General features: G+C 66.6%; 28 protein-coding genes. 16 read left to right on the top strand and 12 right to left on the bottom strand.

The window, feature by feature from the left end; genetic code table 11:
* Positions 1–8 precede the first annotated feature (8 nt).
* Complete coding sequence (macS, locus tag ACIA8C_RS11350; protein ID WP_397133411.1) at positions 9–1,181, bottom strand: MacS family sensor histidine kinase; 1,173 nt, start codon at positions 1,179–1,181, stop codon at positions 9–11.
* An 11-nt stretch (positions 1,182–1,192) separates the two neighbouring features.
* The gene (locus ACIA8C_RS11345; RefSeq protein ID WP_397133822.1) at positions 1,193–2,404 is read right to left on the bottom strand and encodes an AI-2E family transporter; all 1,212 of its coding nucleotides are present in this window, start codon (positions 2,402–2,404) and stop codon (positions 1,193–1,195) included.
* Between the two features lie 198 nt (positions 2,405–2,602).
* On the opposite strand from ACIA8C_RS11345, the gene ACIA8C_RS11340 reads away from it, so the two are divergent.
* The 3 genes from ACIA8C_RS11340 (at position 2,603) to ACIA8C_RS11330 (ending at position 5,651) form a co-directional block, all read left to right on the top strand.
* Positions 2,603–4,114, top strand: a complete 1,512-nt coding sequence (locus ACIA8C_RS11340) for an adenylate/guanylate cyclase domain-containing protein (protein ID WP_397133820.1) — start codon at positions 2,603–2,605, stop codon at positions 4,112–4,114.
* Positions 4,115–4,118: 4 nt separating this feature from the next.
* Complete coding sequence (locus ACIA8C_RS11335) at positions 4,119–5,204, top strand: YbhN family protein (protein ID WP_397133409.1); 1,086 nt, start codon at positions 4,119–4,121, stop codon at positions 5,202–5,204.
* Between the two features lie 66 nt (positions 5,205–5,270).
* Positions 5,271–5,651 carry a DUF3054 domain-containing protein gene (locus ACIA8C_RS11330; protein WP_396995141.1) on the top strand — a complete coding sequence of 127 codons (381 nt, stop codon included), beginning with the start codon at positions 5,271–5,273 and terminating at the stop codon, positions 5,649–5,651.
* Positions 5,652–5,658: 7 nt separating this feature from the next.
* On the opposite strand, the gene ACIA8C_RS11325 is transcribed toward ACIA8C_RS11330, so the two are convergent.
* Entirely contained in the window at positions 5,659–7,338 is a 1,680-nt protein-coding gene (locus ACIA8C_RS11325) for an NTF2-like N-terminal transpeptidase domain-containing protein (RefSeq protein ID WP_397133407.1), read from the bottom strand.
* A gap of 398 nt (positions 7,339–7,736) precedes the next feature.
* Here ACIA8C_RS11325 and ACIA8C_RS11320 point away from each other — a divergent pair, with 398 nt between their 5' ends.
* Together ACIA8C_RS11320 and aroQ are read left to right on the top strand one after the other, a co-directional pair.
* Positions 7,737–8,348 carry a hypothetical protein gene (locus tag ACIA8C_RS11320; RefSeq protein WP_397133405.1) on the top strand — a complete coding sequence of 204 codons (612 nt, stop codon included), beginning with the start codon at positions 7,737–7,739 and terminating at the stop codon, positions 8,346–8,348.
* A gap of 68 nt (positions 8,349–8,416) precedes the next feature.
* Positions 8,417–8,857, top strand: a complete 441-nt coding sequence (gene aroQ / locus ACIA8C_RS11315) for a type II 3-dehydroquinate dehydratase (RefSeq protein ID WP_397133404.1) — start codon at positions 8,417–8,419, stop codon at positions 8,855–8,857.
* Positions 8,858–8,968: 111 nt separating this feature from the next.
* On the opposite strand, the gene ACIA8C_RS11310 is transcribed toward aroQ, so the two are convergent.
* Complete coding sequence (locus ACIA8C_RS11310; RefSeq protein WP_397133402.1) at positions 8,969–9,415, bottom strand: nitroreductase/quinone reductase family protein; 447 nt, start codon at positions 9,413–9,415, stop codon at positions 8,969–8,971.
* A gap of 213 nt (positions 9,416–9,628) precedes the next feature.
* Between ACIA8C_RS11310 and ACIA8C_RS11305 the strand changes: the two genes are divergently transcribed.
* Positions 9,629–10,762: a glycerate kinase gene (locus tag ACIA8C_RS11305; RefSeq protein ID WP_397133400.1), complete on the top strand. Its 1,134-nt coding sequence runs from the start codon at positions 9,629–9,631 to the stop codon at positions 10,760–10,762.
* On the opposite strand, the gene ACIA8C_RS11300 is transcribed toward ACIA8C_RS11305, so the two are convergent.
* On the bottom strand, positions 10,759–11,109 hold the full coding sequence (locus ACIA8C_RS11300) for a winged helix-turn-helix transcriptional regulator (protein ID WP_397133398.1): 351 nt from the start codon (positions 11,107–11,109) through the stop codon (positions 10,759–10,761). The genes ACIA8C_RS11305 and ACIA8C_RS11300 overlap by 4 nt on opposite strands.
* Positions 11,110–11,253: 144 nt before the next feature.
* Between ACIA8C_RS11300 and ACIA8C_RS11295 the strand changes: the two genes are divergently transcribed.
* The gene (locus ACIA8C_RS11295; protein ID WP_397133396.1) at positions 11,254–12,135 is read left to right on the top strand and encodes an NAD(P)-dependent oxidoreductase; all 882 of its coding nucleotides are present in this window, start codon (positions 11,254–11,256) and stop codon (positions 12,133–12,135) included.
* A gap of 40 nt (positions 12,136–12,175) precedes the next feature.
* Here the strand turns inward: ACIA8C_RS11295 and ACIA8C_RS11290 are convergent, their stop codons facing one another.
* Genes ACIA8C_RS11290 through ACIA8C_RS11280 form a run of 3 tightly spaced genes read right to left on the bottom strand, consistent with a single transcriptional unit; the run spans position 12,176 to position 14,200 of the window.
* The gene (locus tag ACIA8C_RS11290) at positions 12,176–12,433 is read right to left on the bottom strand and encodes a helix-turn-helix transcriptional regulator (RefSeq protein ID WP_397133394.1); all 258 of its coding nucleotides are present in this window, start codon (positions 12,431–12,433) and stop codon (positions 12,176–12,178) included.
* Positions 12,423–13,274 (bottom strand): ABC transporter permease, encoded by an 852-nt coding sequence (locus tag ACIA8C_RS11285; RefSeq protein ID WP_397133392.1) that lies wholly within the window; start codon positions 13,272–13,274, stop codon positions 12,423–12,425. The genes ACIA8C_RS11290 and ACIA8C_RS11285 overlap by 11 nt, the downstream gene beginning before the upstream one ends.
* Complete coding sequence (locus ACIA8C_RS11280) at positions 13,271–14,200, bottom strand: ABC transporter ATP-binding protein (protein ID WP_397133390.1); 930 nt, start codon at positions 14,198–14,200, stop codon at positions 13,271–13,273. Before ACIA8C_RS11280 ends, ACIA8C_RS11285 begins: the two co-directional genes overlap by 4 nt.
* A gap of 156 nt (positions 14,201–14,356) precedes the next feature.
* On the opposite strand from ACIA8C_RS11280, the gene ACIA8C_RS11275 reads away from it, so the two are divergent.
* The 3 genes from ACIA8C_RS11275 (at position 14,357) to ACIA8C_RS11265 (ending at position 16,189) form a co-directional block, all read left to right on the top strand.
* A complete protein-coding gene (locus ACIA8C_RS11275; protein ID WP_397133388.1) occupies positions 14,357–15,154 on the top strand; it encodes an ArsR/SmtB family transcription factor in 798 nt (265 codons plus the stop codon).
* 148 nt (positions 15,155–15,302) lie between these two features.
* Complete coding sequence (locus tag ACIA8C_RS11270; protein ID WP_150400255.1) at positions 15,303–15,785, top strand: peptidylprolyl isomerase; 483 nt, start codon at positions 15,303–15,305, stop codon at positions 15,783–15,785.
* A gap of 47 nt (positions 15,786–15,832) precedes the next feature.
* Positions 15,833–16,189 carry an MmcQ/YjbR family DNA-binding protein gene (locus tag ACIA8C_RS11265; RefSeq protein ID WP_397133386.1) on the top strand — a complete coding sequence of 119 codons (357 nt, stop codon included), beginning with the start codon at positions 15,833–15,835 and terminating at the stop codon, positions 16,187–16,189.
* A gap of 24 nt (positions 16,190–16,213) precedes the next feature.
* Here ACIA8C_RS11265 and ACIA8C_RS11260 read toward each other — a convergent pair whose 3' ends face one another.
* Both ACIA8C_RS11260 and ACIA8C_RS11255 read right to left on the bottom strand, forming a co-directional pair.
* On the bottom strand, positions 16,214–16,906 hold the full coding sequence (locus ACIA8C_RS11260) for a nitroreductase family protein (protein ID WP_397133384.1): 693 nt from the start codon (positions 16,904–16,906) through the stop codon (positions 16,214–16,216).
* 158 nt (positions 16,907–17,064) lie between these two features.
* Complete coding sequence (locus ACIA8C_RS11255; protein WP_397133382.1) at positions 17,065–17,643, bottom strand: TetR/AcrR family transcriptional regulator; 579 nt, start codon at positions 17,641–17,643, stop codon at positions 17,065–17,067.
* Positions 17,644–17,806: 163 nt separating this feature from the next.
* Here ACIA8C_RS11255 and ACIA8C_RS11250 point away from each other — a divergent pair, with 163 nt between their 5' ends.
* A complete protein-coding gene (locus ACIA8C_RS11250; protein WP_397133380.1) occupies positions 17,807–18,220 on the top strand; it encodes a VOC family protein in 414 nt (137 codons plus the stop codon).
* A gap of 30 nt (positions 18,221–18,250) precedes the next feature.
* Positions 18,251–18,658, top strand: coding sequence for a VOC family protein (locus ACIA8C_RS11245; RefSeq protein ID WP_397133378.1), 408 nt, complete (start codon positions 18,251–18,253; stop codon positions 18,656–18,658).
* A gap of 52 nt (positions 18,659–18,710) precedes the next feature.
* On the opposite strand, the gene ACIA8C_RS11240 is transcribed toward ACIA8C_RS11245, so the two are convergent.
* Positions 18,711–20,276: an alpha/beta hydrolase gene (locus ACIA8C_RS11240; RefSeq protein WP_397133376.1), complete on the bottom strand. Its 1,566-nt coding sequence runs from the start codon at positions 20,274–20,276 to the stop codon at positions 18,711–18,713.
* Positions 20,277–20,485: 209 nt separating this feature from the next.
* On the opposite strand from ACIA8C_RS11240, the gene ACIA8C_RS11235 reads away from it, so the two are divergent.
* Complete coding sequence (locus ACIA8C_RS11235; RefSeq protein WP_150400259.1) at positions 20,486–20,797, top strand: GNAT family N-acetyltransferase; 312 nt, start codon at positions 20,486–20,488, stop codon at positions 20,795–20,797.
* Here the strand turns inward: ACIA8C_RS11235 and ACIA8C_RS11230 are convergent.
* Positions 20,791–21,552: a lysophospholipid acyltransferase family protein gene (locus ACIA8C_RS11230; RefSeq protein WP_397133374.1), complete on the bottom strand. Its 762-nt coding sequence runs from the start codon at positions 21,550–21,552 to the stop codon at positions 20,791–20,793. The two genes, ACIA8C_RS11235 and ACIA8C_RS11230, sit on opposite strands and share 7 nt — an antisense overlap.
* Before the next feature lie 114 nt (positions 21,553–21,666).
* Between ACIA8C_RS11230 and ACIA8C_RS11225 the strand changes: the two genes are divergently transcribed.
* From ACIA8C_RS11225 to ACIA8C_RS11215, 3 genes are all read left to right on the top strand, one after another.
* Positions 21,667–22,311 carry a YqgE/AlgH family protein gene (locus ACIA8C_RS11225; RefSeq protein ID WP_396995122.1) on the top strand — a complete coding sequence of 215 codons (645 nt, stop codon included), beginning with the start codon at positions 21,667–21,669 and terminating at the stop codon, positions 22,309–22,311.
* A 146-nt stretch (positions 22,312–22,457) separates the two neighbouring features.
* The gene (locus tag ACIA8C_RS11220) at positions 22,458–22,994 is read left to right on the top strand and encodes a sigma-70 family RNA polymerase sigma factor (RefSeq protein WP_397133371.1); all 537 of its coding nucleotides are present in this window, start codon (positions 22,458–22,460) and stop codon (positions 22,992–22,994) included.
* On the top strand, positions 22,991–23,725 hold the full coding sequence (locus tag ACIA8C_RS11215; protein WP_397133369.1) for an anti-sigma factor family protein: 735 nt from the start codon (positions 22,991–22,993) through the stop codon (positions 23,723–23,725). Before ACIA8C_RS11220 ends, ACIA8C_RS11215 begins: the two co-directional genes overlap by 4 nt.
* Positions 23,726–23,780 lie beyond the last annotated feature (55 nt).

The raw sequence follows: 23,780 nt of genomic DNA, 5'->3' as shown, positions 1-23,780 counted from the left end.
CGACGATGTCATGTTCGCGGCACCCGGAATTCCCACTCGGTGCCGAAGCCGACCCCGCCGTCGTGCTCGGTGAGCACCTCGGCGGTCCCGCCGAGCGCCTCGATCCGGCCGACGATGGATCGGGAAACCCCTAGCCGCCCTTCGGCTTCCGCTTCCGCCAGCCGACCGGGCGGGATGCCGACGCCATCGTCGCGCACGCTGATCACCAGTGCGTCTCCGGTGTCCTCCAGCAGCACATAGGCTTTCGCGTCGGGCCCGGCGTGCAGTGCCACATTGGACAGCGCCGTCGCCACGGCGGCCGCGATCTCCGCACCCGCCCAGCGTCCGATCGGCACCGGATTGCCGGGCGTCGACACGAACACCGACGGCGTCGCGTGCACGGTGAGCAACGGACGCAGGTCGACCTCGGCCCCGCCGGAGTCGTCGCGAACGGCGGTTTCGGTGATCAGCACCCGCAGCGCCACTTCCTGTTCCGCCGCGCGCTGGGCCAATTCCTCGGTGGGCCCGCCGATCTCGGTGCCGCGGCGCTTGATGTAGCTGAGTACCTGCAGCACGCCGTCGTGCACCTCGCGCGAAAGCCGTTCCCGCTCTTCGGTGGCCGCGGTCAGCCGGACCGCGCGTTCGAGCTGATCCTGGGCGCGGCGGGCGGTGTTGGCCGCCAAACCAAGTGCCAGGCCGACTGAAACGAGCACCGGCACCGTCGCGTCGGTCCACACGTCCTGCCCCCACTGGTCGCGCACGGTCAGCGCGACCGCCGCGATCAACGCACCGGACAGCACCCCGGCGACCGGCCCGCGCAGGATCGCCGCCCCGATCACCGCGTTGGTGGCCCACAGGGTCGTCGGCAGCGTCTGGTGTCCGTGATACCAGTCGTAATCGGCGACCAGCCTGGTCGCCGCCATCAGCGCGATTACCACGACGTGGTCGCCGAACACCACCCAGCGGCGTACGCGCCGCACATCGGGAAACTGCCACTGCGACAACATGATCGCCGACGCACCGGACCACACCGCCATCAAGGCGATGAGCACCCAGCTCAGCCGCTGATTCTGATAGTAGGGCGCCGAGGCGACCTGCTGCAGCACCGCGTAGAGCAGCGTCACCAGCCGCAGCGCCTGCGCGGCCCGCCACAGCGGCGTGGTCGCCACATCGGACGAGCGCGGCTCCGCCCCTCGCGCCATCGATCCCCCTGTCAGGCTCGGCCTTTCGACGCGCCGTCATCGGATTCCGGCTCAGCGATCCTGGTTTCGTGGGTTTCTTCCTTCGCCAACGTCGCCACCACATCGAACCGGCCCGGCTCCGGATCGTCCGGCTCGACCTCACCGGTCTGTAATTCCTCGAATACCTCCTCCGGACCGTCCGCGAGCAGCGAGCGGATGGCCGTATTCAGCACCGCGACAAGCGGCACCGCGAGCAGACCGCCCGCGATCCCGCCGAGCACCACGCCGGCGGTGATCGCCAGCACCACCGCCAGCGGATGGATGCTCACGGCCCGCCCGAGCAGCAGTGGTTGCATCACATGGCCTTCCAGCTGCATCACCGCGATGATGATGCCGAGCACGATCAGCGACGTGATCAGCCCCTTGGTCACCAGCGCGATGAACACCGCGACGAACCCGGCGACGAACGCGCCGATGATCGGGATGAACGCGCCGATGAACACCAGCGAGGCCAGCGGAAGCGCCAGCGGCACACCGAGAATGCCGAGTCCGGTGCCGATACCGATGGCATCCACCGCCGCAACGGCCACGGTGGCGCGCACGAACCCGACCAGCGTGCCGAACCCGAGCTGCCCGGCCGTTCGCACCTTCTCCCGTTGGTCGGTCGGCACGATCCTGGTGACGAAGCGCCAGATCTGATCGCCGCCGTAGAGGAAGAAGATGAGGATGAACAGGGTCAGAAAAGTGCCGGTAAGCAGTTCGGCGATGACCGTCGCGGTGGTGAGCGCCCCGCTGGTCAGCCGGTCTTGGTTGGACTGGATGGTCTTGATGATCTGGTCACCCACATTGCGGATCTGATCGTTGCTCAGATGCGGCGGGCCGGTGATCAGCCAATCCTGGATCTTGTGAATGCTGTTGGTGAATTCGTCGGACAGCTGCGGCACGCCGGCGATGAACTGCTCGACGACGAAGGTCATGACCCCCGCGACCAGCCCGAGTGACCCGACCAACGCGACGAACACGCCCACCGACCGCGGCACGCCGAGCCGTTGCATCCAGTCGACCAGCGGAGCGAGCAGCGCGGCCGCGAGCAGTGCGATGGCGAGCGGAATGATCACCGTCGCCAGCTTCTGCACGATCGCGGCGAAGGCGAGCGTCACGGCGAACAGGATGAGCAGGCGCCAGCCCCACTCCGCCGACACCCGCACGATCGGGTGTACGGAGTCAGCGGCAGGCCGCGTCAGGGAGGCTTTCCGCTTCGAGCTTGGCTTGGGGTCCGTCACCTGGCCGAGCATAACGAGCACAGCGGACAGTTGTCCGCCCTCAGCCTGCGCCGGGCGGGGCGAACGCCAGGGGGCTGAACAGCGCCGCGGGGAGGCGCACATGATCGAAACGCTAGATTGTTGGTTGTGTCAGCGCCCTTGGAAGCGGTCAAACAGACCATGCGAACGCGCTGGCCGCTGTACCTGACCTCGATGCTGCTGGCCAACGCTTTCGGCGCGGTGCTGGTCTGGGCGTTCATCCAGTACGGGCTGCCGGTCCCCGAGGGTGCGAACGACGGCGCACGCAGCACCGGCCTGCTCATCCCCGCCCTGGTCTTCCTGACCGGCGGCCTGCTCAGCCTGGCCGCGTCCGCGCTGATGCTGCGCCCGGTGATGCGCTGGCAGATGCGCGGCGGGCCACCGAGCCGCCAAGAACAGATGGCCGCGCTGCATGCCCCGCTGCGGCAGGCCATCCTGCACCTGGCCCTCTGGCTGATCGGCGGCGCGATCCTGGCGTTGCTGATCATCACCGAGGAACCCAAGCTGGCGGGCGCGGTCATCGTCACCCTCTGTATGGCCGCCACCATCGTGTTCGGCTTCACCTACATGCTCGGCGAACGCATCCTTCGCCCGGTCGCCGCCGCCGCGCTGACCGCGGGCACCTTCGACCACACTTTGACACCCGGTGTCGGCACCCGGATGGCAATGACCTGGGGCATGGGCACTTTCGCCCCCACCATCGCGATCGTGCTGCTGTGTATCACCCAGATCTCCTCGGAGGTGAAGTTCTCCGCCCAATCGCTGGCCATCTCCATCCTGCTGCTCTGCGGCGTGGTGATCCTGCAGGCGCTGGCGCTGTCCATGCTCACCGGCTCCAGCATCTCCGACCCGGTGCGCCAGCTCAGCCAGGCCATCGACCGGGTGCAGGAGGGCGCGCGCGACGTCCAGGTCGAGGTGTTCGACGGCAGCGAGATCGGGCTGCTGCAGGTCGGCTTCAACCGGATGATGGAAGAGGCCGCCAAGCGCCGCCAGCTGCAGGAACTGTTCGGTCAGCACGTCGGCGAGGAGGTCGCCCAGCGCGCGCTCGACTACGGCACCGAACTCGGCGGCGAAACCCGGTTCGTCGCCGTGCTGTTCGTCGACATGGTCGGTTCCACCGCGACCGCGGCCGAGCGCCCGCCGACCGAGGTGGTGAGCCTGCTCAACGAGTTCTTCCGGATCGTGGTGGACGTGATCGACCGGCACAACGGCTTCGTCAACAAGTTCGTCGGCGATGCCGCGCTGGCCATCTTCGGCGCGCCGCTGGACCGGCCGGACGCGCCGACCGCCGCGCTGGCCGCGGCCCGCGAGCTGCGTGCGGTGCTCCGTGAAGTGCCCGGCCTCGATATCGGTATCGGCGTATCGGCGGGCCTTGCCGTCGCCGGAAATATCGGTGCCGCAAATCGTTTCGAATACACGGTGATCGGCGATCCGGTCAACGAGGCATCCCGGCTGACCGAACTCGCCAAAGACCAGCCGGGCCGTACCTTGGCCTCCGGCAGCGCATTGTATTTCGCCGATGAAAGCGAGCAGGACAAGTGGGAAACCGGCGACGAGGTACAGCTGCGCGGACGGCGGCGAAAAACGCTGCTCGCCTACCCGAAAGAAGGCGCACACGCTACAGACAGCGAAACGGTGCGTTCGTTAGGCTGACCGGGTGACGGCCGATGGGGAACGGGCAGGCGAACCGCCGCCACCAACGACCGCTCGCCGCCGTGGCAAATTCTGGTGGGTCAAATGGGTGCTCGGCGTGGCCCTGCTGGCATTGTTGATCGCCGAAGGAATCTATCTGTGGCCGCGGCTACACGAATCGTGGCGCAAACTGAGCGACATTCACTGGGGATGGGTCGCCGCCTGTATTTGGCTGCAGGCATTGTCGATGAGCGGATTCGGGCGGGTGCAGAAACAACTGCTCAACGCCGGGGGTGTCGAGGTAAGTCAGCGCAAATCCGTTGCGGTGGTCTACGGCGCCACCGCCATGTCCGTCACATTGCCCGCGGGCCAGGTGTTTTCCACCGCCTTCACCTATCGGCAGACCCGGCGCTTCGGCGCGAGTCCGATCGTCGCGTCCTGGCAGCTGGTGTTCTCCGGCGTGGTCGCCGCCGCGGGTCTGGCACTGCTCGGGGTCGGCGGCACGCTGCTGTCCGGCGGGACCATCGGGCCGTTCAAATTGATCTTGTCGCTGGCGGCGGTGGTCGTGGTGGTGTGGGGCGGCAACTACGTCTCGCGCAATCCCGGCTCGCTGGAAGCGCTGCTGCGTAAAGCGCTCAGCCTGCTCAACCGATTACGCAAGCGCCCGGCCGGCCAGGGTGCCAACAAGATCGGCGATGTGCTCGCGCAGTTGGAGTCGGTGGATCTCGGCAAGCGCGACGGCGCCCTGGTCGCGGTGTGGGCGGTGCTGCATCGGTTCGCCGACGTGGCCTGCCTCGGCGCCGCCTGCTATGCCGTCGGCGCCGAACCACGGCTGGCCGGGCTGCTGCTCGCCTTCGCCATCGGTAAGGCGGTCGGCTCGATTCCGTTCGCGCCCGGCGGGATCGTCTACGTCGACGCGACGCTCATCTATGGCCTCACCGCGGCTGCCGGGCTGCCCGCCGCGCAGGCGGTGGCCGCCGCGTTCGTCTACCGGCTGGTGAGCTTCATCCTGGTCGCGATCGTCGGCTGGATCGTGTTTCTATTCCTGTTCCGCACACCGCAAGACGACGACGCCGAGTTCGAGAAGGAATTCTCCGAGCGCCGCTTCTGAAGCGCGAACACGCAGCGCCGCAGCCGCTTCACATTCGGGTCGACCCGGCCAACTACGCTTGTCCGCGTGAAGAAACTGGTGCCGTTGGTGGTAGATGCGCTACTGGTAATCCTGTTTTGCGCGATCGGCAGGCGCAGTCACGAAGAGGCGGTACTCACCGGACTACTTCGCACGCTGTGGCCGTTCGCGATCGGCCTGGCGATCGGCTGGACCGTGGCGGTGGCCGTCGCGAGCCGGGTATTCGGCGACGCGGGGCGCGACGCGCGATTCGATGGAACCGCCCTGTGGCCCACCGGAATCCTGGTCTGGCTCGGCACCCTCTGCGGCGGCATGCTGCTGCGCGTGGTCAGCGGTCAGGGCACCGCGCTCAGCTTCATCCTCGTCGCGGCCGTGGTGCTCGCGCTGTTCCTGCTCGGCTGGCGTGCGGCCATCACCGCGTTGAAATAAGTTCGAATCAGGTCTCCGGCGCGGCCAGCGACTGCAGCATCCGCAGCGCCATCCGCGCGGTGGCGTCGCCGCTGTCCACGTCGTTGATGTGGATGGCGAAGGCCAGATCGCCCATGGTCGCGATCAGCCAGCCGTCCCGTCCCGCGGTCGCGCTGTACCCGTTGACATCGCGGTACCCGCGCAGGCTCGCGAGATCCGGGGCGTTGGTCGAATCGCGCAGCATGCCGTGCAGCCGGTCGGCGATCTCCGGCGACAGCGGGGCGAGCTGCGCGTCGGTGGTGCTCGGCCTGCCCACCTCGATCATCGGCGGCGGCACCTCGCCGCGGGCGATCGCGGCGGCGGCGATCGCCATCCCGAATGGGCTGGCCAGCACGGCATCCGAACCGCCACCCTGCCTGACCTGCTCGGCACTGCGGCCTGCGACGGCGAGCCTGCCGGTCACCTCGTCGAGGCCGGGCACCTTGAAGTCGATGCCGACGCCGAGCGCGGTCGCGGCCTCGGCCGCCTCCTGTGCCGGAATCTCCTGTGGCGCCTTGCCTTTGGCGACGGCCGCGATATTGCGGAACAGCTCGATGTTGCCGCCGACCGGATAGAGCCCGGTGAAGGCGACCGGTCCGTGCTCGCTGGCCTGGGTGTTCTGCGCGGCCGCGACCACCGCGCCGCTGGACGGCTGGATGGCCACGATCGAGGCGGGTGTCGCCGCGCTCACCACCGCGTCCTCCGCGGCGCGCTGCAGGCGCTGGTCCATGGTGCCCGCGATGTCCGGGCCGGGCGGGCCCTGCGTGCCCGCGAGCTGGCCGACGAAGCGGCCGTCCTGTTCGAAAACCTGCACACCCCAGCCGGAGTGGTTCGCCTGGCTTTCCTGCTGCACCTTGCTGAGCGCGTCGAGCATGGGCGACCAGACCCGGCGGTCGGCGGAGATGAGCCGAGGCTGCTTCTCCATGACCACGCCGGGGATCGGCGCCATGTCCTTCTCCAGGATCGCGAAGTCGGGCTCGCGCAGGTTCACCGCGACCACCGGCTTGCCCTGCGAGGTGGCCACCTGCTGCATCAGCGACGGCCCGGTGATCAGGGGCGCGACCGGCTCGATGGCCTTGGCGAGTGCGTTGGTGGAACCGACCGGGTCGGGCATCTTCGCGGGGTCGAGCTTGATCACATTGATGGTCTGCTCGGTCATCAGCGGTTGGCCCGCGATGTCATTGACCCGAGGGGCCGGGGTCGGCTCGGTGCGCACCAGGCGCACGGTGCGATTGTGGTCGAGCTGCGGCATGACGATCGCCGGGTCCCAGGAGATGCGCCAGCCGATGGCGAGCTTGCGCACGTTGCCCTGGAGGCTGTAGGTCCAGTTCTTGCCCTCGCCGAAGTTCCAGTCGGCGTCCATGCTGAAGATCGCCGCTTCGGAATCGAGGCCGATGTATTGCGTCTTCTTGTAATCCGCCTTGCCCGGCTGCAACCCAGCAAACATTTGCTTCAGCGTTGCCGAAGCCGCAGAAGGGTACGACGTGAGCTCCGAAGCCTTGACGTAGTCCTGCTTGTCCAGCAGTTCGGTGAAGCGCTCTACAACAGCCTCGGCCTCGTTCTTACCCTCGTGTACGCCGCACGATCCCATCGCGATCGCGAGCGCCGCCACGCCCGCGAGTGCCATCGCACCCCGGACGCGAAGGCGGCGGGATCCCCAGACATCCATGTCGCCCACTCTTCACTCTTGTCACTCCAGTAACAAGACCACCGTACCTGAAAAAGACCTGCCTGCGGTGCCTACGCCGCGAGGACGTTACCTATGCTCAGCATCTCAAATGTGCCCGAAATCTCCCGTCTCGGGGGCCCGATCATGAACGTTGTCCAGTGCTACGGCGACAACCGGCGCCGCTACCGTACCGGGGCCCCGCGCAAAGTTGTGCGCTTACTGCCTTACTCGGCGTTTCGGATCAATGAGTACCCAGGGCGAGGGTCCATGAACCGCAAATCACCCCCGTTAACCAGCGGCGAACTCTGTTCGCACAGAGCGGAACCATTGGCTTGGATTGCGACGTAATCTTGTAATCACTGTAAGCAACGCTGAAAAGTAAGTAGGTGATCCCCCTCATGAGACACGAACATCGGGGTCGAGGGTTCGGACGACCGGGCGGCTGGCAGCAGGCCGACCTACCGGATCCCGCGGACGCGCCGGACTGGTTCGCGGGCAGGTTGCCCGAGGACTGGTTCGTCGGTTCCCCTGTCATCGAGATCGACCGCGACGAGATCGTCGTGATCGGCGAACTGCCCCTGACCCAACCCGAGAAGACTCCCGTCGAGGCACCTGCGGAAGGCGACGCGGACGCGTCCACCGAGGAAGTTCCGCAGGCGACCAAGGAGGGCGCCATCTCCCGCTTCCGCGAGTCCACCCGAGGGGCCCGCATGCAGATCGCCGATGAGGCGCAGCGCCGCTATGGGCGCAGCGTCGCATGGGGCGTGTCGGTCGGCGGCGAACGGGTCATGTTCACGCACCTGGCGGTTCCCGTGATGACCCGGCTGCGGCAGCCCGAACGCAAAGTGCTCGACACCCTCGTCGACTCGGGCGTGGCGCGCTCGCGGGCCGACGCGCTGGCCTGGACCGTGAAACTGGCGGGCAAGCACGCGGAATCCTGGCTGGAAGAGCTGCGCGGCGCCATGCGCAAGGTAGACGACCTGCGCTCGGAAGGGCCGCAGGGACTCTGACGACCCGCCCGGACGCGGAAGCTCGCGCCGGGAAGGCCGGCTATTCCCTACGGACTACTGTTGCGTGCATGTCCGCACCCGGTCCGATCCTGGTTCTCAACGGCCCGAACCTGAACATGCTCGGCACTCGCCAGCCGGAGGTTTACGGGTCGGCGACGCTCGACGACGTCGTCGAACTCTGCAGGCAGACCGCGCAACGCTGCGGCCGCGAGGTCGCCGCCTTCCAATCCAATTCCGAAGGCGCGCTGATCGACCGGATCCATGCGGCGCGCGGTACCGAATCGGGCATCGTGATCAATCCCGGCGGGCTCACCCACACCTCGGTGGCCCTGCGGGACGCGCTGGTGATCCCGGAACTCCCCATCGTGGAGGTGCACATCAGCAATGTGCACGCCCGTGAGGAGTTCCGGCATCACTCCTACATCTCGCCGATCGCGACCGCGGTGATCGCCGGGATGGGCATCCAGGGCTACGCGGCCGCGATCGAATTCCTGGCGCGCGCAACCTGATTGCGCTGGAGCACGGCCCCCGCCCGCGCATCGAATAGCTCGTCGCGCAACGGATCGTCAGCAATTCCGGGCGCGGGTGGCAATCTTGTGCGCCGCGTCCGACCCACCGCGTCAATTGATCTGGAAAACCGGGAATCCCGGTGCGATGGCGGCCAATTCGGCGTCGGTCGCGTCCTTGGTGACGCCCTCGAAGAACTTGCCGACCTCCCAGCCCCACTTCTGCAGGTAGAGCCGCAGCAGCGGGACCTTGTCTTCGTCGGCGATCTCGGTGGCGGTGAATTGCTCGACCTTGCGGCCGAGCCGCAGCTCGCCGCCGCCTGACACGCGCAGGTTGCGCACCCACTGGGTGTGTCCGCGCGGGGCGACCAGGAAGCGAGCGTCGTCTTCGCGGACCATCAGGTTGACCATCGTGGTGCGCCACTCGCCGCTCTTGCGGCCGCGGACCGCCAGCAGCCGCGAACCCATGACGCTGATCCCGAGCCTGGGCAGCCAGTTGAAGATCCGGTTCATGATCGGGTCCAGGCCGGCCGGTCCGATGTAGCGGGTGCTGTGGTCCATGATCTAACTCCTTTGTGAGCACTGCTCTCTGTTGCGATAAGTGTTCCACTTTGGCGAACGCAAAGTCAAGAGCACTGCTCTCTTTTTCCGTTTTGGCGGCTCACCGGGGGTGTCGACGGTCTATCCACAGGTCTCACAAGGGGGTGACACGCCTGTGGATCGAATGGGACGGGCCGACGCACGGTAGATCGCAACGCATCCGACAATGTGGGGATGACGCGCGAAGTCGTTCGCCGGGTAGTGCTCGCCCCGGACAAGTTCAAGGGGTCGTTGACCGCGCCGCAGGTGGCGGCGGCACTCGCCGAGGGCATCGCGCGAGTCATGCCGGCGGCGCAGCTTCGGCAGGTGCCGGTCGCCGATGGTGGCGATGGGACTGTCGACGCGTTCGTTGCCGCCGGGTGGACGCGGGTCGAGCTGGCCGCGCCTGGCCCGACGGGCGTGGCCGACCGCACGTCATACGCGAGGCATGCAGCGACCGCCGTCGTCGAGTTGGCCACGGTGGTCGGACTGGAGAAACTCCCTGGGGGCCAACCAGATCCGCTCGGTGCGAGCACTTTCGGTCTCGGTGTCGTCATCGCGCACGCCCTCGACCACGGTGCCACCGACATCGTTCTCGGCCTCGGTGGCAGCGCCTCGACCGACGGTGGTGCGGGGATGGCGCAGGCGCTCGGCGCCCGAATTCTCGACGCCGATGGCGACGAATTGTCCAATGGCGGTGCGGTTTTGGCTGACGCCACTCAACTGGACCTGTCCGACCTGCACCCCGGAATCGCCTCTGCCACTTTCACATTGGCGTGCGATGTCGACAACCCGTTACTCGGGTCCACGGGGGCCGTCGCGGTCTACGCACCCCAGAAGGGTGCTGATACAGCGGATCTCGACACCCTGGAAGTCGCGCTCACCAATTGGGCACGACTCGCGGGACCCGGCTTCGCGAACCAGCCCGGCGCGGGTGCCGCGGGTGGAACCGGTTTCGGCGCACTCGCCCTGCTCGGCGCGCAGGTGCGCAGCGGCATCGAGGTGATCCTCGAACTCCTCGACTTCCCCGCGCTACTCGACGGCGCCGACCTCGTCATCACCGGCGAAGGCTCACTCGATACCCAGAGCCTGCACGGCAAAGCCCCCATCGGCGTCTGCGACACGGCGCGCAAAGCGGGCATCCCCGTCATCGCTGTCGTCGGCCGCACACTCCTTGCCGCCCAAGAGATCCGAGCCGCGGGCTTCACCGCCTGCTACCCCCTCACCGACCTGGAGCCGGACCCCGCCCGCTCGATCATCAACGCGAGTCAACTCTTGCGGCAAGTCGGCACCCGGATAGCACAAGAGCACGATTACCGAGGCCGCTAGGTCGCCGTGGCCAGCAGGTTGCCGAGGAGGTCGTGGCGGTGCTTGTCACCCCACTCCTCGAGGGGGCGCAGGGCCGCGGCGAGTTCTTCGCCGAGCGGGGTGAGGGAGTATTCGACGCGGGGCGGGACCTCGGGGTAGACCTCGCGGTGCACGACGCCGCTCGCCTCGAGATGGCGCAGGTTTTCCGCGAGCACCTTTTCGCTGACGCCGGTCAGCAGGCGGCGGATCTCGCCGAACCGTTGCGGGCTGGCGCTCAGCGCCCACATCAGGTGCAGTTTCCACTTGCCGCCGACGACATCGATCGCCACCGACATGCCACAAATGTCGTGATCCGCGTCACCGTTCATATCCACCGCAGTCCTTCTGACCGTATTTCGTACCTCTAGGTAAGCAACCCCACCTGAACGTGCGGTCTTCCCGACCCCACCTGCGGCAACACAGTATTGGTTCCGGCGCCGACCCCCATTCACCGAGAACCGAAGGGACACATGATGTCCGAACACGCCAGCCCCCGCTCTGTCTCCGTCGTCGGCCTCGGCCCGATGGGTCAAGCGATGGTCAGGGCCTTCCTGGACGCCGGAGTCGAGGTGACCGTCTGGAATCGCGGCACCGACAAAGTCGACGCGATGGTCGAACTCGGCGCCAAGCGGGCCACGACGGTCGCCGAGGCGCTGGACGCCAACGAAGTGACCGTGCTGAGCCTCACCCACTACGCCGCCATGTACGACGTCCTCGGCCAGGCCACCGATCACCTGCCGGGCAAGGTGATCGCCAACCTGTCCTCCGATTCGCCGGAAAAGGCGCGCAAGGGTGCGGAGTGGGTCCGTTCGCATGGCGCACAGTTCATGTCGGGCGGCGTGATGTCGGCGGGTGACAATATCGTGCACCCCGCGTCGTACATTTTTTACAGCGGACCGCGCGAGGTCTTCGACGCGCACGCCGAATTGCTGCGGCCGCTGAGTCCGCAGGAATACCTCGGCGTGGACGACGGTCTCGCACAGGTCTTCTACCAGGCGCTGCTGACGATCTTCCATCCGTGGTTGCTCGCGTTCGACCAGGCGACCGCGCTGATCGACCGCTCCGGGCACAGCATCGCCCAGTTCGTACCGTTCGCCATCCGCTCGGCTGCCGCGTTCCCCTACTTCATGGAGGAGTTCTCGGTCGCCAATCAGAACGGCGGCTGGGCCACCCTGGCCAGCCTGAAGATGATGGACGCGGGCGCGCAGCACATCATCGACGCCAGCGAGGAGGTCGGCGTGGACGCGACGCTCTCGCACACCGCACAGTCGTTCTGGCGCAAGGCCGTTGCCGCCAGCGAGGAGAAGGGCGAAGCGGTGTCGACCTATGCCCTGCTCCGCGACGGACAGGCGTAGCAGGACGGCTCGGAGCGCCGCGCGCTGGCTACCGCGCGCGCTATCCGCTTGCCGGCGCGGCGTTTTCGGTGCTCGAGCCGAGACGTGGGAACGGGTCGATGGCGAAGATGACCTCCACCGCCACCTCGAAGTAGGCCGAAATCCGCAGTGCGAGATGCAAGCTCGGGCTGTACTCGCCGCGCTCCAGGTAGCCGACCGTCTGATAGTGCACGCCGAGCGCCTCCGCCAACTCGCGCCGCGAGATGCCGCGCTCGGCGCGCAGCATCGCGATGCGGTTGTAGATGACCTCAGTAGGCACGCAGCATCGCCTTCTCGCGGCGCAGGGCGACACTGGAGCCGGACTCCCGGCGCGCCATCCTGCGCAGCACCACCGGCGCGGCGAGCAGCCCGACCACTGCCCAAATAGTCAGCACACCAACGGTTTCCAGGTGCCGCCAGGACTGCCCGAGCTCGACGGCCACCGCCTGGTCCGGCAGCATCGCCGAGCGCATACCGAGCCCGAGCCAGTACACCGGAAATACCTGAGCCGCGCCCTGCACCCAGCCGGGCATCGACGTGATCGGATAGAAGATGCCGGATACCGCGACCAGTCCCATGATCGGGAACGTCATGAACGCGAAGTCGCGCGGGTTGGCGAACATCGACCCGAACACCGCACCGGCTGGCAAGGTGGCGAGCAGCCCGAGCACCATCACCCAGAGCAACGTCAGCCACGACCCGGCATGGTCGAGCGCGAGCCCGTCGACGATGAACGAGCCCGCGACCAGGATGACGGCTCCTGGGATCAGCACCATGCCGGACACCTGGATGATTTTGCCGACCAGGTAGCCGACCATGCCGTTCGGGGTCGCCTTGGCCCGCAACAACGTGCCGTCCTCGCGGTCGATGGTGAGCTGCTGACCCATGCCGATCATCCCGTTGATCGCGACGAGCATGCCGATCACGCTGGGCAAGGTCAGCGAGCCGAGCAGCAACCCGCTGGACTGGAACGACGCGTGCCGCATGAAGAACAGCACGATCAGCACGAGTACCGGCCAGAACAGCAGCCCGAACAGATCCTGGCCATTGGTGAGCATCTGCCGCAGCTCGATCACGCCTCGGGTCCACCCCTGCCGGACGGCCACCGCGATGGGGTTCATCGCCTTACCTCCTCGATCGTGTGCACCGCGGTCTCGACCTGACCGGATTCGAATCGGCGCACCAGCGTCATATAGGTGTCCTCCAGTGACGCGCGGCGGACCTGCAGGTCGCCGATCGCCTCGCCGTATTGCTTGAACAGTTCGTAGACGAACTCGGTCGAGGCGGCGGTCGAGTGCACGAACCGCTGCCCGTCGTTGGTCCAGCTCACCTCGGCTGCACCGGCGATCCGACGGGAGAGTTCGTCGGCCGAGCCGTCGGCGATGATCCGGCCTGCGGCCAGGATCAGGATCCGGTCGGCCAGCTTCTCGGCCTCGTCGAGATCGTGGGTGGTGAGCAGGATGGTGGTCTGCTGGTCGTCGGCGAGCCGATGCACCAGATCGTGGAACTCGCGCCTGGCTTCCGGATCGAAACCCGCGGTCGGCTCGTCCAGGAACAGCACCTCGGGGCGTCCGACGATGCCGATGGCGACGTCGATCCGGCGTCGCTGGCCGCCGGACAGGTCGTTGATTTTGCTGGACGACTGTTCGGTGAGGCCCACCGCCTTGATGAGTTCGTCTGTGTCCCATGGCCGTTGGATCCGGTCGGTGCCGTAGGGCGCATAGAAGGCACCCAGGTAGTCCAGCAGCTCCCTGACCCGCCACTTGCCGTGATCACGCCACGATTGCAAGACGACGCCGATGCGGGCCCGCCACGCCTCGCCGCCGTGCGCCGGATCGACACCGAGCACGTCGACGCGCCCCGCCGACCGCATGCGGAAGCCTTCCAGTATCTCGATGGTGGTGGTCTTGCCCGCGCCGTTCGGGCCGAGCAGCACCAGCACCTCGCCGGGCTTCGCCTGGAACGTCACGTCGTGCAGGACGTCGGTGCTGCCGTAGCGCATTCGCAATTTCTCGACGTCGAGTGTGACGCCCTGACCCATCGTCATGCTGATCTCCCCGTTGCGGTCTCCCGTCGATTCGTAGCATATCTACTACATTCCGCCGCGACAATGCTTTCTCTGCGGCGATACTTCTTGACATGCAGCCAACCAGCTGCCTAACCTCAAATACGCAGCCAATCAGCTGCCTATTAGAAAGGTGACATGGACGAGGTATTCAAAGCGCTGGCCGACCCCAATCGCCGGCGGCTGCTCGACAGTCTCAATGCCCGCAACGGGCAAACCCTGCGCGAACTGTGCGCCGGGCTGGAGATGGCACGCCAGTCGGTCAGCAAACACCTCGCCGTGCTGGAGGCGGCCAACCTGATCAGCACCCGCCGCAGCGGCCGCGAAAAACTGCACTACCTCAACGCCGACCCCATCAACGCCATCACCGAACGCTGGATCACCCGGTACGACCGCGCGCGCGTACACGCACTCGCCGATCTCAAGAAAGCCTTGGAGGCAGAACCCATGAGCGACAACACATTTGTCTACACGACCTTCATCAAGACCACCCGGGAAAAGCTGTGGCAGGCGCTGACCGAGCCTGCCTTCACCAAGCGCTACTGGGGCTCATCCTTCGACACCGACTGGCAGCCCGGCTCCGAAATGGTCTGGCACCAACAGGATTGGACGAGCAAGGACCCTGAACAGGTAGTGCTGGAGGCAGACCCCTACAACAAGCTCGCCTACACCTGGCACACCTTCGATCCCGCGTTCGCCGAGGCCTTCGACATGGACCCCGACCTCGTCGCGGCCTGGGCCCGAGAGCCGCGCTCCCAGGTGTCCTTCGAATTGGAGCAGGCCAGCGACGATGTGGTCAAACTGACCGTCGTGCACAACAATTTTCCGCCGAACAGTGCTGTCCGGGAGGGGATCAGCGGTGGCTGGCCGGGCATCCTGTCCAACCTCAAGACCTTGCTGGAGACGGGCGAAGTGCTGCCGGACCTGGCGGTGTAGTTGTCGCGGCGAGCACCGGTGCGTGGCCGAAACGGATTCCCCGCGGCCACGCACCGGTAAGCTGCACAGGTCCGTGTCCAGCTCGGTTGGAGCACGCGTCCGTCAGGGCGACTGCGGGACTGAGCCCGTCGCACAAATTGGGGAAATCATGATCAAGGTTCTGCTCCAAACCTCTATGGGTGACATCGAGCTCGAACTCGACGAAACGAAGGCACCCAAGACCGTGCGAAACTTCCTGACCTACGTCAACAGTGGCCACTACGACGGCACCATCTTCCACCGGGTGATCGACGGCTTCATGATCCAGGGCGGCGGCCTCGACCAGACGATGCGGGAAAAGCCGGCGCCCAACCGGGTCGAGAACGAGGCCAAGAACGGGCTGAAGAACGTCATCTACAGCGTCGCTATGGCCCGCACCTCCGACCCGCATTCGGCGTCGGCCCAGTTCTTCATCAACACCAGCGACAACGCGTTCCTCGACTATCCGGGGCAAGACGGTTGGGGCTACGCGGTATTCGGCAAGGTCTCCCGTGGCAACGACGTCGTCGACCAGATCGGGAAGGTCAAGACCGGCGGCCAGGACGTACCGGTCCAGCCCGTTGTGCTCACCTCGGCCACCGTGACCCGCTGACCAGGGCCGCAGGTATATTGCGGACTCTGAGTTGTGAGGGGTCCGCGGTGGCAGTACAGAGTGATGAGTTCTTCCGGGTCGTCGGCGGCCTCGTCGACGTGCGGGACACCAAGGGTGAGCGGTACACCTCGTACAAGGTGCGCGGGAAGTTGTTCGGCTACTACTGGCCGCGCACCAACACGGTCGGCTTGAAACAGACGCTGTCCGAACAGAAAGCGCTGGTCTCCGAACGACCCGACGTCTTCGAAGAACAGTTCACGGCAGGCGGTTTCGGCTGGGTCGTCGTCCACCTGGCGGGTATCGAGGCCGACGAACTGGCCGAGCTGGTGTTCGAGGCCTGGCGATTGTCGGCTCCGGAAGACCTGGTCACCCAGGTCCCGGACCTGCCGCGACCGAGTAGATGAGCACCTTCTTGTCGCGGGTGCTTTCTATCGGATACGGATGAGGACCTGGTCCATTGTCTTGCGCACGAGGTCGGGGACGACCGCATCTTCGGCGGGGTAGCCGATAGGGATAACCGCGAAAGCCTTTTCGTTGCGGGGCCGCTCGAGGACTTCGGCGAGGAATTTCATCGGGCTCGGGGTGTGCGTGAGGGCGGCCAGGCCGGAGATATGTAGTGCGGCAAGGAGCATGCCGACGGCGATGCCCACCGATTCGTCGCCGTAATAGTGCTTGTAGGTGGTGCCGTCGGGGCGCAGGCCGAAGCGCTGCTGGAAGACGACGAGGAGGTAGGGAGCGTCGGTGAGATGCGGCTTGTGTTCATCGGTGCCGAGCGGACGCAAGGCCGACAACCATTCCTCGCCGAGACGCCCGTTGTACGAGATCTGCTCCTCCGCTTCGGCCGCCGCACGAATCCTTTTGCGCACGTTGGGATCTTCGACGAGCACAAAAGTCCACGGCTGCTGATGGGCACCCGACGGCGCGGTGTTGGCCACCGCGATCGCATCGAGCACCAACTGCTCAGGTACCGGATCGGTCGAGAACATCCGCACGGTCCGACGCTCATCCATCCGCGCACGAAACGCGGCCGACGCGGCAAGGGCCTCCGCGACGGGAATCCGGTTCGGGTGGTAGGAAACTGGTTGATAAGGCTGACCATGCAGCGGCATCCACGTCGTCATGGATTGCAGTGTGATCCGCGTCGACTGGGCAGGCAATGCCGAGACGAACTTACCGTCCACCCAGCCAGACAGACCCTATCCGGCTACGCCCTACGCAGAAACGGAAGTAGCGGCCGGCTTCCGCGTACGCGCGAGAGCCGTTTACCGGCCTCGTTGGGTCAGGGCAGGCAATGGCTGAGCAGAGTTCGGATCCGGTCGCGGGTGGGGGGTTGGGTGGCGGCCATGCCGCGCAGGGTGATGCCTTGCGCGGTGTCGGTGAGCAGGGTCGCGGTGGTCGGGTCGGTGTAGTGGGCGTACAACGTACGAGTGGCTTCGGTAAAGCGGTCGGCGACGGGGCGCAACGCGGGGCGGCGGATGGCCGCGACGTACAACTCGAGCTGCACCGTGGTGATGGTTCGTTCGGTCGTGAAACAGCCGATGAGCGCGTCTGCGGTCTGCTCGATGACGTCGTCGATGGTCAGGCCGGGGTTGTCGACTGGGATGGCGGCCATGATCGCGGCGTAGTCGGCGACGCAGATTTCCAGCGCGGCCTGCAACAGGTCTTCCTTGTCTTTGTAGTGATAGGTCGTGCCCGCGATGGGAACGTCCGCGGCCTCGGCGACCGCGCGGTGCGTGAGCCCTTCCACACCGCGTTCGCCGATTACCCGGATGGCGGCTTCCGCAATGCGCTTCCGACGAGTCGGATCGAACCGGCGGCGGCGCGTGGGAGCGGCCGAGTCGTCGGATTCGTTGGCCACTGTGCCTCCATCAGGGAACGTTCGTACTGGCAAATAGGGCTACAGAGTACATATGTACCTAATGGGATGTAGATCACAAGGGGTTCCGCACGTCAGCCTCCTAAGGTACAAATGTACTCAACAAGAGTTTGCTGTAGATAAGCTGAAAGGAAGGGTGCGCGTAATGACCACCACCCCGAGCGTTCAGGCGGCGGTCCCCACCGGGACCGTCTCCTCTTACGCGTTCTGGGCCCCGGATGGCCGGGCGCTGGCCGAGTTCTACGCGGCGGCGCTGGGTTGGCAACTCACCCAAGACTTCCCGGACGAGAACGGCACGCCCACCGCGTTCATGGTCACCGACGGATCCACGACCTACATCTTCTATACGACCGAGCGTTTCTCCGCACCCAACTGGCCCGCCGATGAGCTGCCATACCACCTCGACCTGGCCTTCGACGACCCCGAAGCCGCCGAGCAACGCCTGCTCGACCTCGGCGCGACCAAGCCGGACCACCAACCCGGCGGTGCGAATTGGACCGTCCTGCTCGACCCATCCGGTCAGCCCTTCTGCATCGCCCGCCCCTGGACCGGCTCCTGACCACAACCCACCAGACAAGGGAGAACGAACATGGCCTTCGCGCCCTGCCTCAGCGTCCACGACACCGCCGCCAGCCTTGCCTTCTACAAGTCCCTCGGCTTCGACGCCGACTCCAGCACCGCCCGCCCCGGCGACGACATCCACATGCTGCTCTACCAGGGCGAATTCTGCGCGATGATCTACCTCAACGCCGACCTGAAGAATTGGCTGCCCACCCTCGCCGACACCCCGATCGGCTTCGCGGGCATGTTCTATCTGCCCGTCGATGATCTCGACGCGGCGTACCGGCATATCGCCGAGCACGCCGAGATCGTCAAACCGCTGACCGCCGACCACAACGGCCAACGCATGTTCTACTTCCGCGACCTCGATGGCTACATCATCGGCGTCAACGACAAAGAACTCCTCGACGCCAGCGAACTCGGCAAATACGCGTAAACCCAAGGGCCACGCGAGTCCTGACGGACGCGGCGGGATCGCGGCGAGCGGGTCAGCGCATCGGCAGCGGCGCCTCAGCGGCTTCGGTGATCGTCACCTGCCCGGTACGCAGATAGGTCAGCACCGCATCGTCGATCACCTGGTTACCGCGGCCGAAATTGCCGTGATCCCCGCCTGCGACGGTGATCAGGGACCCGTTCAGCGCGCGTGACATCGCCGGTCCCCCTTCGTATTTGGTCAACGCGTCGTGGCGGCTCTGCAGGATCAGCGGGCGGGTGCCGAGACCGGCGCCGGTGATCCGGACCGGCGTGGTGACGGGTTTCCATGCCCCGCAGGCCATTCCGGAGCGGACCAGGTCGGCACGGGCGTCCATGGCGTCGCCGCCGGAGGCGATCGTGGCAATCGCCGAGCCGACCACCTCTAGCCGACCGGGAATCGCGTTCTCGTTGCAGGTGATCGCGGCGAAGACGAATTGACCGGTGGTGTCGGTGGAGGTGGCGCCCTCGATGGTGCGCAGGCGCTGCACGTTCGCCGGGTTGGCGAGTGCGTCGGCCATCGCGCGGGCAAAGGTCGGCCAGTAGGTGCGGGTGTAACTGGCGACCGACGTCGCGCCGAGCAACGGCCCCTGGGTGGTTGCACCGCGAGAGATCAAGGTACGCACCAGGTTCTGCAGTTTCCCGGTCTGCTCGAGGCTGCCGGTATAACCGTCGCGAGCGATCTCGGCGAGCGGCTCGGGCAACGAGCCGGGCAGGTCGGCGAGGCTGGCGGGCGGCGGCGTCAGGTTGGCGTACCAGCCGCCGCCCTGGTCGACCGCCATCCGCACCCAGTTCTGATAGACCTGCAAAGCCGTATCGCCGAGGTGATATTCCTGGCTGTGCTCGGCGATCCAGGCGAACAGATCATCGAGGCGTTGCTTGCCTGCGATCTGCTGCTGGGCGAATTCCTCGGTCCACACCCAGTCGGGATTGACGTTGGAGTCCAACACCATTCGCTCGACCCGGTCGGGAAACAGCGAGGCGTACACCGCGCCGAGATAGGTGCCGTAGGAGGTGCCGAGGTAGCTGATCCGGTCCAGCCCGAGCGCGGCGCGCACCGCGTCCATGTCGCGGGCGGTGTTCTCGGTGGTGATGGTGTCGAGGTAGCCGGGATGGGCGATATCGCACGCCTTCTTGATGGCATTGCGGTCGCCGCCGCCGAGCGACACCCGCCCGCCGTCCTCGGCCGCGCAGTCCAACGGGGTGGCCCAGCGCAATCCGCGCGGCTGCACCGCGATCCGGTCGTAGTGGGCGTTGAGCTCGGCGGGCAGCACATCGGTGCGCAGACCCCAGAAGTCCAGCCCGTCCGCACCCGGTCCACCGGGGTTGGCGAAGATCGCGCCGCGCCGCTCCCCGGTTGCCGCGATCCGGCTGACGGTCACCTGGATCTTCGTCCCGTCCGGGTCGGCGTAGTTCATCGGTACGTCGACCACGGCGCATTGCACGCCGTGACCCGCGACGACCGAGCCCGCCGGGCAAGCCCCGAACGACGGCGCGGCGGCGGCCAGGCCGGAAACGATCGATCCACCGAGCAGGCACACGGCCATGGCAGCCGCGGCCCGCGAAAACAGCCGTACCTTCATCAAGTTTCGTACCTCCACGGGCCGCCGCCACGCGCGCGTGCGCGACCCCGATCATGAGCATTCTGCGCAGGTCGCCACCAACAGACAAGTCGAGCACCGGATTCCGCCGGTCAGGCGGCTGCGGGGACCGCCGTCCCCAGTCCGCGGCGGCCGCAGCGCGATGCGTTGCGGAATGCGCGGATGAGGTCGCACGGGAGTAGCGTCGAGCCATGTCGACGGAGGTCCGTATCAACACCGCTCTGGAACGCTTCGAGCTCTATGTCGACGGTGACAACGCCGGATATGTCGAATATCAGGACACCCAGTCCGAACGCGCGTTCGTGCACACCGAGATCTACCCCCGCTACGAGGGCCAGGGCTACGGCCGCGTGCTGGTCGAGGCGGCGTTGAACAGCACGGCGGAGGACAAACTCGGCGCGTTGCCGATGTGCCGAATGGTGCACCACTTCATCGAGACTCGGCCCGAATATCTGGTGATGGTGCCGCACTGGGCACGCGACAGCCTGAACCTGCCTCAGTAAGCGGCGACGGCCCCGTCCAGCGCCTGCTGCAGATCGGTGCGCACCAGCCGCGCGATATCGCCCGGCTTGCTCGGCAATTCGGTGATCGGCACGCCGAAGTAGAAGCTGGCCGACTTGGCCTCCTCCTTGTTCGGCTGCACCGTCGGGTCGGCGCGCGGCCCGTAGCTCAGGCCCATCGACACCAGCACCGGCTCGACGCCGAGCTTCATCGCGCGAAACGCGATGTGCCCGATCCCGCTACCGACCGGCTGCACCTGAGCCGGGTCGACCTCGTTGCAGGTGCCCTCCGGGAACACCGCGACACCGTCACCACGTGCGATCCGCTGCGCGCAGATGTCCATCATTCGCTGACCAGCCGCGTTGACCGCCCGGATGCCGTGGTCCTTGCCGCGGAAGACCGGGATCCCGCCCATCATGTCGATCTTGCGTCGCTGCTCGGGCTCCTCGAACAGCTCGTCCTTGGCCAGCACCCGCACCCGCCCGATCACCGGGCGCAACGCGCTGCGCCACGCCGCCGCCGCGACCGTGTACGGATCGTTCTCGGAAAGATGATTGATCGAGATCAACAGCGGTCGGCCCTGCCGGATCGCCGCGCGCATACCGGCGTGCGCGCCCTCGGCGTAGGAGACGCGGGGATAGTACCGACGACCCAGAATGGCGTATGCGGCCCAGGCTTTCAGCCGATTCTGCCGATGGTCGAGATAGAAGTCGTACACGGTGTCGCTGTTCTCGAGGCGTACCTCGGGAGGTTCCATGACACGGACTCTACGACGACCGCAAGCGCCCAGCATCGGCTCCCGACGCAAATTCATGACACCGAACTGGTCAGCGGAAGCGCATATCGCCGAAACAACTGCGATGATGTCCGAGTGGCACGCGCAGACGACCCGGATGATCGGAAAACTCGCGGCGGGCACGGCGACCGCAAGCGGCGCGATTACCGGCACGGCGAGCAGGTGGTGCGCGCCGGCACCCTGCTGGTGTCGGCGACCGAACTGGCCGAACCGACCTTCCGGCGCACCGTTGTCTACATCATCGAGCACAACGATGCCGGCAGCCTCGGCGTCGTGCTGAACCGGCCGAGCGATACGGCCGTGCACGACGTGCTGCCCCGCTGGACCGAGGTGGCGGCCGCGCCGCGCACCCTGTTCATCGGCGGCCCGGTCAAGCGAGACGCGGCGCTGTGCCTTGGCACCATCCGCGTCGGCGCGACCATCGACGGCATCCCCGGCCTGCGCCGGATCGACGGCCGGGTGGTGCTCGTCGACCTGGACGCCGACCCGGCGGAGATCGGGCAGCTGGTCGAGGGCATCCGAATTTTCGCTGGTTATGCGGGGTGGACCTTCGGGCAATTGGAAGGCGAGCTGGAGAACGACGACTGGATAGTGCTGTCCGCGTTGCCCTCCGACCCGATCAGTACCGGCCGCGCCGATCTGTGGGCGCACGTGCTGCGCCGCCAGCCCCTCCCCCTGTCGCTGCTGGCAACCCATCCCATTGAACTAGAACGCAACTGACGACGTGTACTCCTTGAACAGGCGAATTAGGGCATGGCGACGCGACAACTGAGCTGGCGAGCACATGGGTAACTCATCGGGTCCGCCCAGAACTCGACTCAGTACCAAACCGCCGGCCCGCAACGTGAGCCCGGAGGCACCTACTTGTGCGCAAAATACTCGGAGAGGCGGACAAACCCGACAACCGAACCGAGTTGTTGCGGGTCCTGTACGACGAACACGCGGCCGCGCTGTGGCGGTACACGCTCGGTTTGGTCCGCGACCCCGGACGGGCCGAGGACATCGTGCAGGAAACGTTGCTGCGAGCGTGGCAGCGACCGAACGTGCTGGATCAGTCCGACACCTCGGCGCGCGCGTGGCTGTTCACGGTGGCACGCAACCTCGCCGTGGATGAGCACCGCAGCGCCCGCAACCGGCGCGAGTTCCGCACCGACAGCCCGCCGGAACAGGCCACGCCCGACCAGGCCGACCGGGCCTTGGACGGCTGGGTGGTCGCGGACGCGTTGGGCAGGCTGAGTCCCGACCACCGTGAGGTGATCGTGCGGGCCTACTATCGGGGCCTTTCCACCCACCAGATCGCCGACGAACTCGACGTTCCGGCGGGCACGGTGAAATCCCGGATGCACTACGGCATGCGGGCACTACGGCTGGCATTACAGGAGATGGGGGTGACGAACCAATGACCGATATCGCTGACGACTACGCCACGTGGGACGCGCCCTACGTGCTCGGCTCCTTGACCAGGACCGAGCGCCGGGAATACGAAGAGCATTTGGCCGGCTGCCCCGCCTGCCATGCCGCCGTCGCCGAGCTGGCAGGCATGCCGGGCATGCTCGCGATGGTCGAACCGGCGACCGCGCTCGCGATGATCGATCTGCCCGAAGCCCTTGCGGCACAGCTGGGCTCATCGACGGTCGAGACAGGCCCGCAGGTGCCGCAATTGCTGCCGAGGCTCGCCGACGCGGCCGATAAGCGCAGGCGCCGGAGCCGGTGGGTGTCCGTCGGTGCGGCTGTCGCGGCGGCGGCCGCCGCGGTGGCCATCACGGTTCCGGTGGTCAGCACCGTGTCCTCGCCGGGCGGCGACACCGGCATCGAACAGGTGGTCGCGGAACGCAGTATGCAACCGCTCGAGCCGAATCCGGTGACGGCCAGTTTCAAGGTCGTGCAGGCCAACGGCAAGACGCGGATCGTGATGACCTGCAGCTACGGGGCGAGTAATCAGCAGTACAACTGGAATCTGAAGTTGTTCGTGCTCGGTACCGACGGCAGCCAGACCGAACTCGATCAGTGGCCCGCCGGGCCGGGCACCGAGCTGACGATCGACCGGACCGTCGACAAGACGCCGGAGCAGATCCAGGCCGTGCAGATCCGGTTGGCGTCCTCGGGCAAGACCCTGCTTTCCGGCACCATCTGACGACAAACCGATCCCCCGCCGGGTTCCCGGCGGGGGATCGGTACCCCTCATCGCG

Origin of the sequence: Nocardia sp. NPDC051321, assembly GCF_044455225.1 — a bacterium.
Classification (GTDB): domain Bacteria; phylum Actinomycetota; class Actinomycetes; order Mycobacteriales; family Mycobacteriaceae; genus Nocardia.
This window is presented reverse-complemented; position numbering and strand designations above follow the sequence as displayed.

Bases quoted from the DNA above. Each gene is read 5' to 3' on its own strand.
- ACIA8C_RS11340 (WP_397133820.1), top strand. From the start codon at position 2,603: ATGCGAACGCGCTGGCCGCTGTACCTGACCTCGATGCTGCTGGCCAAC.
- ACIA8C_RS11295 (WP_397133396.1), top strand. From the start codon at position 11,254: ATGTCCGAACACGCCAGCCCCCGCTCTGTCTCCGTCGTCGGCCTCGGC.
- ACIA8C_RS11275 (WP_397133388.1), top strand. From the start codon at position 14,357: ATGGACGAGGTATTCAAAGCGCTGGCCGACCCCAATCGCCGGCGGCTG.
- ACIA8C_RS11215 (WP_397133369.1), top strand. From the start codon at position 22,991: ATGACCGATATCGCTGACGACTACGCCACGTGGGACGCGCCCTACGTG.
- ACIA8C_RS11260 (WP_397133384.1), bottom strand. From the start codon at position 16,906: ATGACGACGTGGATGCCGCTGCATGGTCAGCCTTATCAACCAGTTTCC.
- ACIA8C_RS11305 (WP_397133400.1), top strand. From the start codon at position 9,629: ATGACGCGCGAAGTCGTTCGCCGGGTAGTGCTCGCCCCGGACAAGTTC.
- ACIA8C_RS11300 (WP_397133398.1), bottom strand. From the start codon at position 11,109: ATGAACGGTGACGCGGATCACGACATTTGTGGCATGTCGGTGGCGATC.
- ACIA8C_RS11235 (WP_150400259.1), top strand. From the start codon at position 20,486: ATGTCGACGGAGGTCCGTATCAACACCGCTCTGGAACGCTTCGAGCTC.
- ACIA8C_RS11320 (WP_397133405.1), top strand. From the start codon at position 7,737: ATGAGACACGAACATCGGGGTCGAGGGTTCGGACGACCGGGCGGCTGG.
- ACIA8C_RS11240 (WP_397133376.1), bottom strand. From the start codon at position 20,276: ATGAAGGTACGGCTGTTTTCGCGGGCCGCGGCTGCCATGGCCGTGTGC.
- ACIA8C_RS11230 (WP_397133374.1), bottom strand. From the start codon at position 21,552: ATGGAACCTCCCGAGGTACGCCTCGAGAACAGCGACACCGTGTACGAC.
- ACIA8C_RS11270 (WP_150400255.1), top strand. From the start codon at position 15,303: ATGATCAAGGTTCTGCTCCAAACCTCTATGGGTGACATCGAGCTCGAA.
- ACIA8C_RS11250 (WP_397133380.1), top strand. From the start codon at position 17,807: ATGACCACCACCCCGAGCGTTCAGGCGGCGGTCCCCACCGGGACCGTC.
- ACIA8C_RS11310 (WP_397133402.1), bottom strand. From the start codon at position 9,415: ATGGACCACAGCACCCGCTACATCGGACCGGCCGGCCTGGACCCGATC.
- ACIA8C_RS11285 (WP_397133392.1), bottom strand. From the start codon at position 13,274: ATGAACCCCATCGCGGTGGCCGTCCGGCAGGGGTGGACCCGAGGCGTG.
- ACIA8C_RS11325 (WP_397133407.1), bottom strand. From the start codon at position 7,338: ATGGATGTCTGGGGATCCCGCCGCCTTCGCGTCCGGGGTGCGATGGCA.
- macS (WP_397133411.1), bottom strand. From the start codon at position 1,181: ATGGCGCGAGGGGCGGAGCCGCGCTCGTCCGATGTGGCGACCACGCCG.
- aroQ (WP_397133404.1), top strand. From the start codon at position 8,417: ATGTCCGCACCCGGTCCGATCCTGGTTCTCAACGGCCCGAACCTGAAC.
- ACIA8C_RS11245 (WP_397133378.1), top strand. From the start codon at position 18,251: ATGGCCTTCGCGCCCTGCCTCAGCGTCCACGACACCGCCGCCAGCCTT.
- ACIA8C_RS11280 (WP_397133390.1), bottom strand. From the start codon at position 14,200: ATGACGATGGGTCAGGGCGTCACACTCGACGTCGAGAAATTGCGAATG.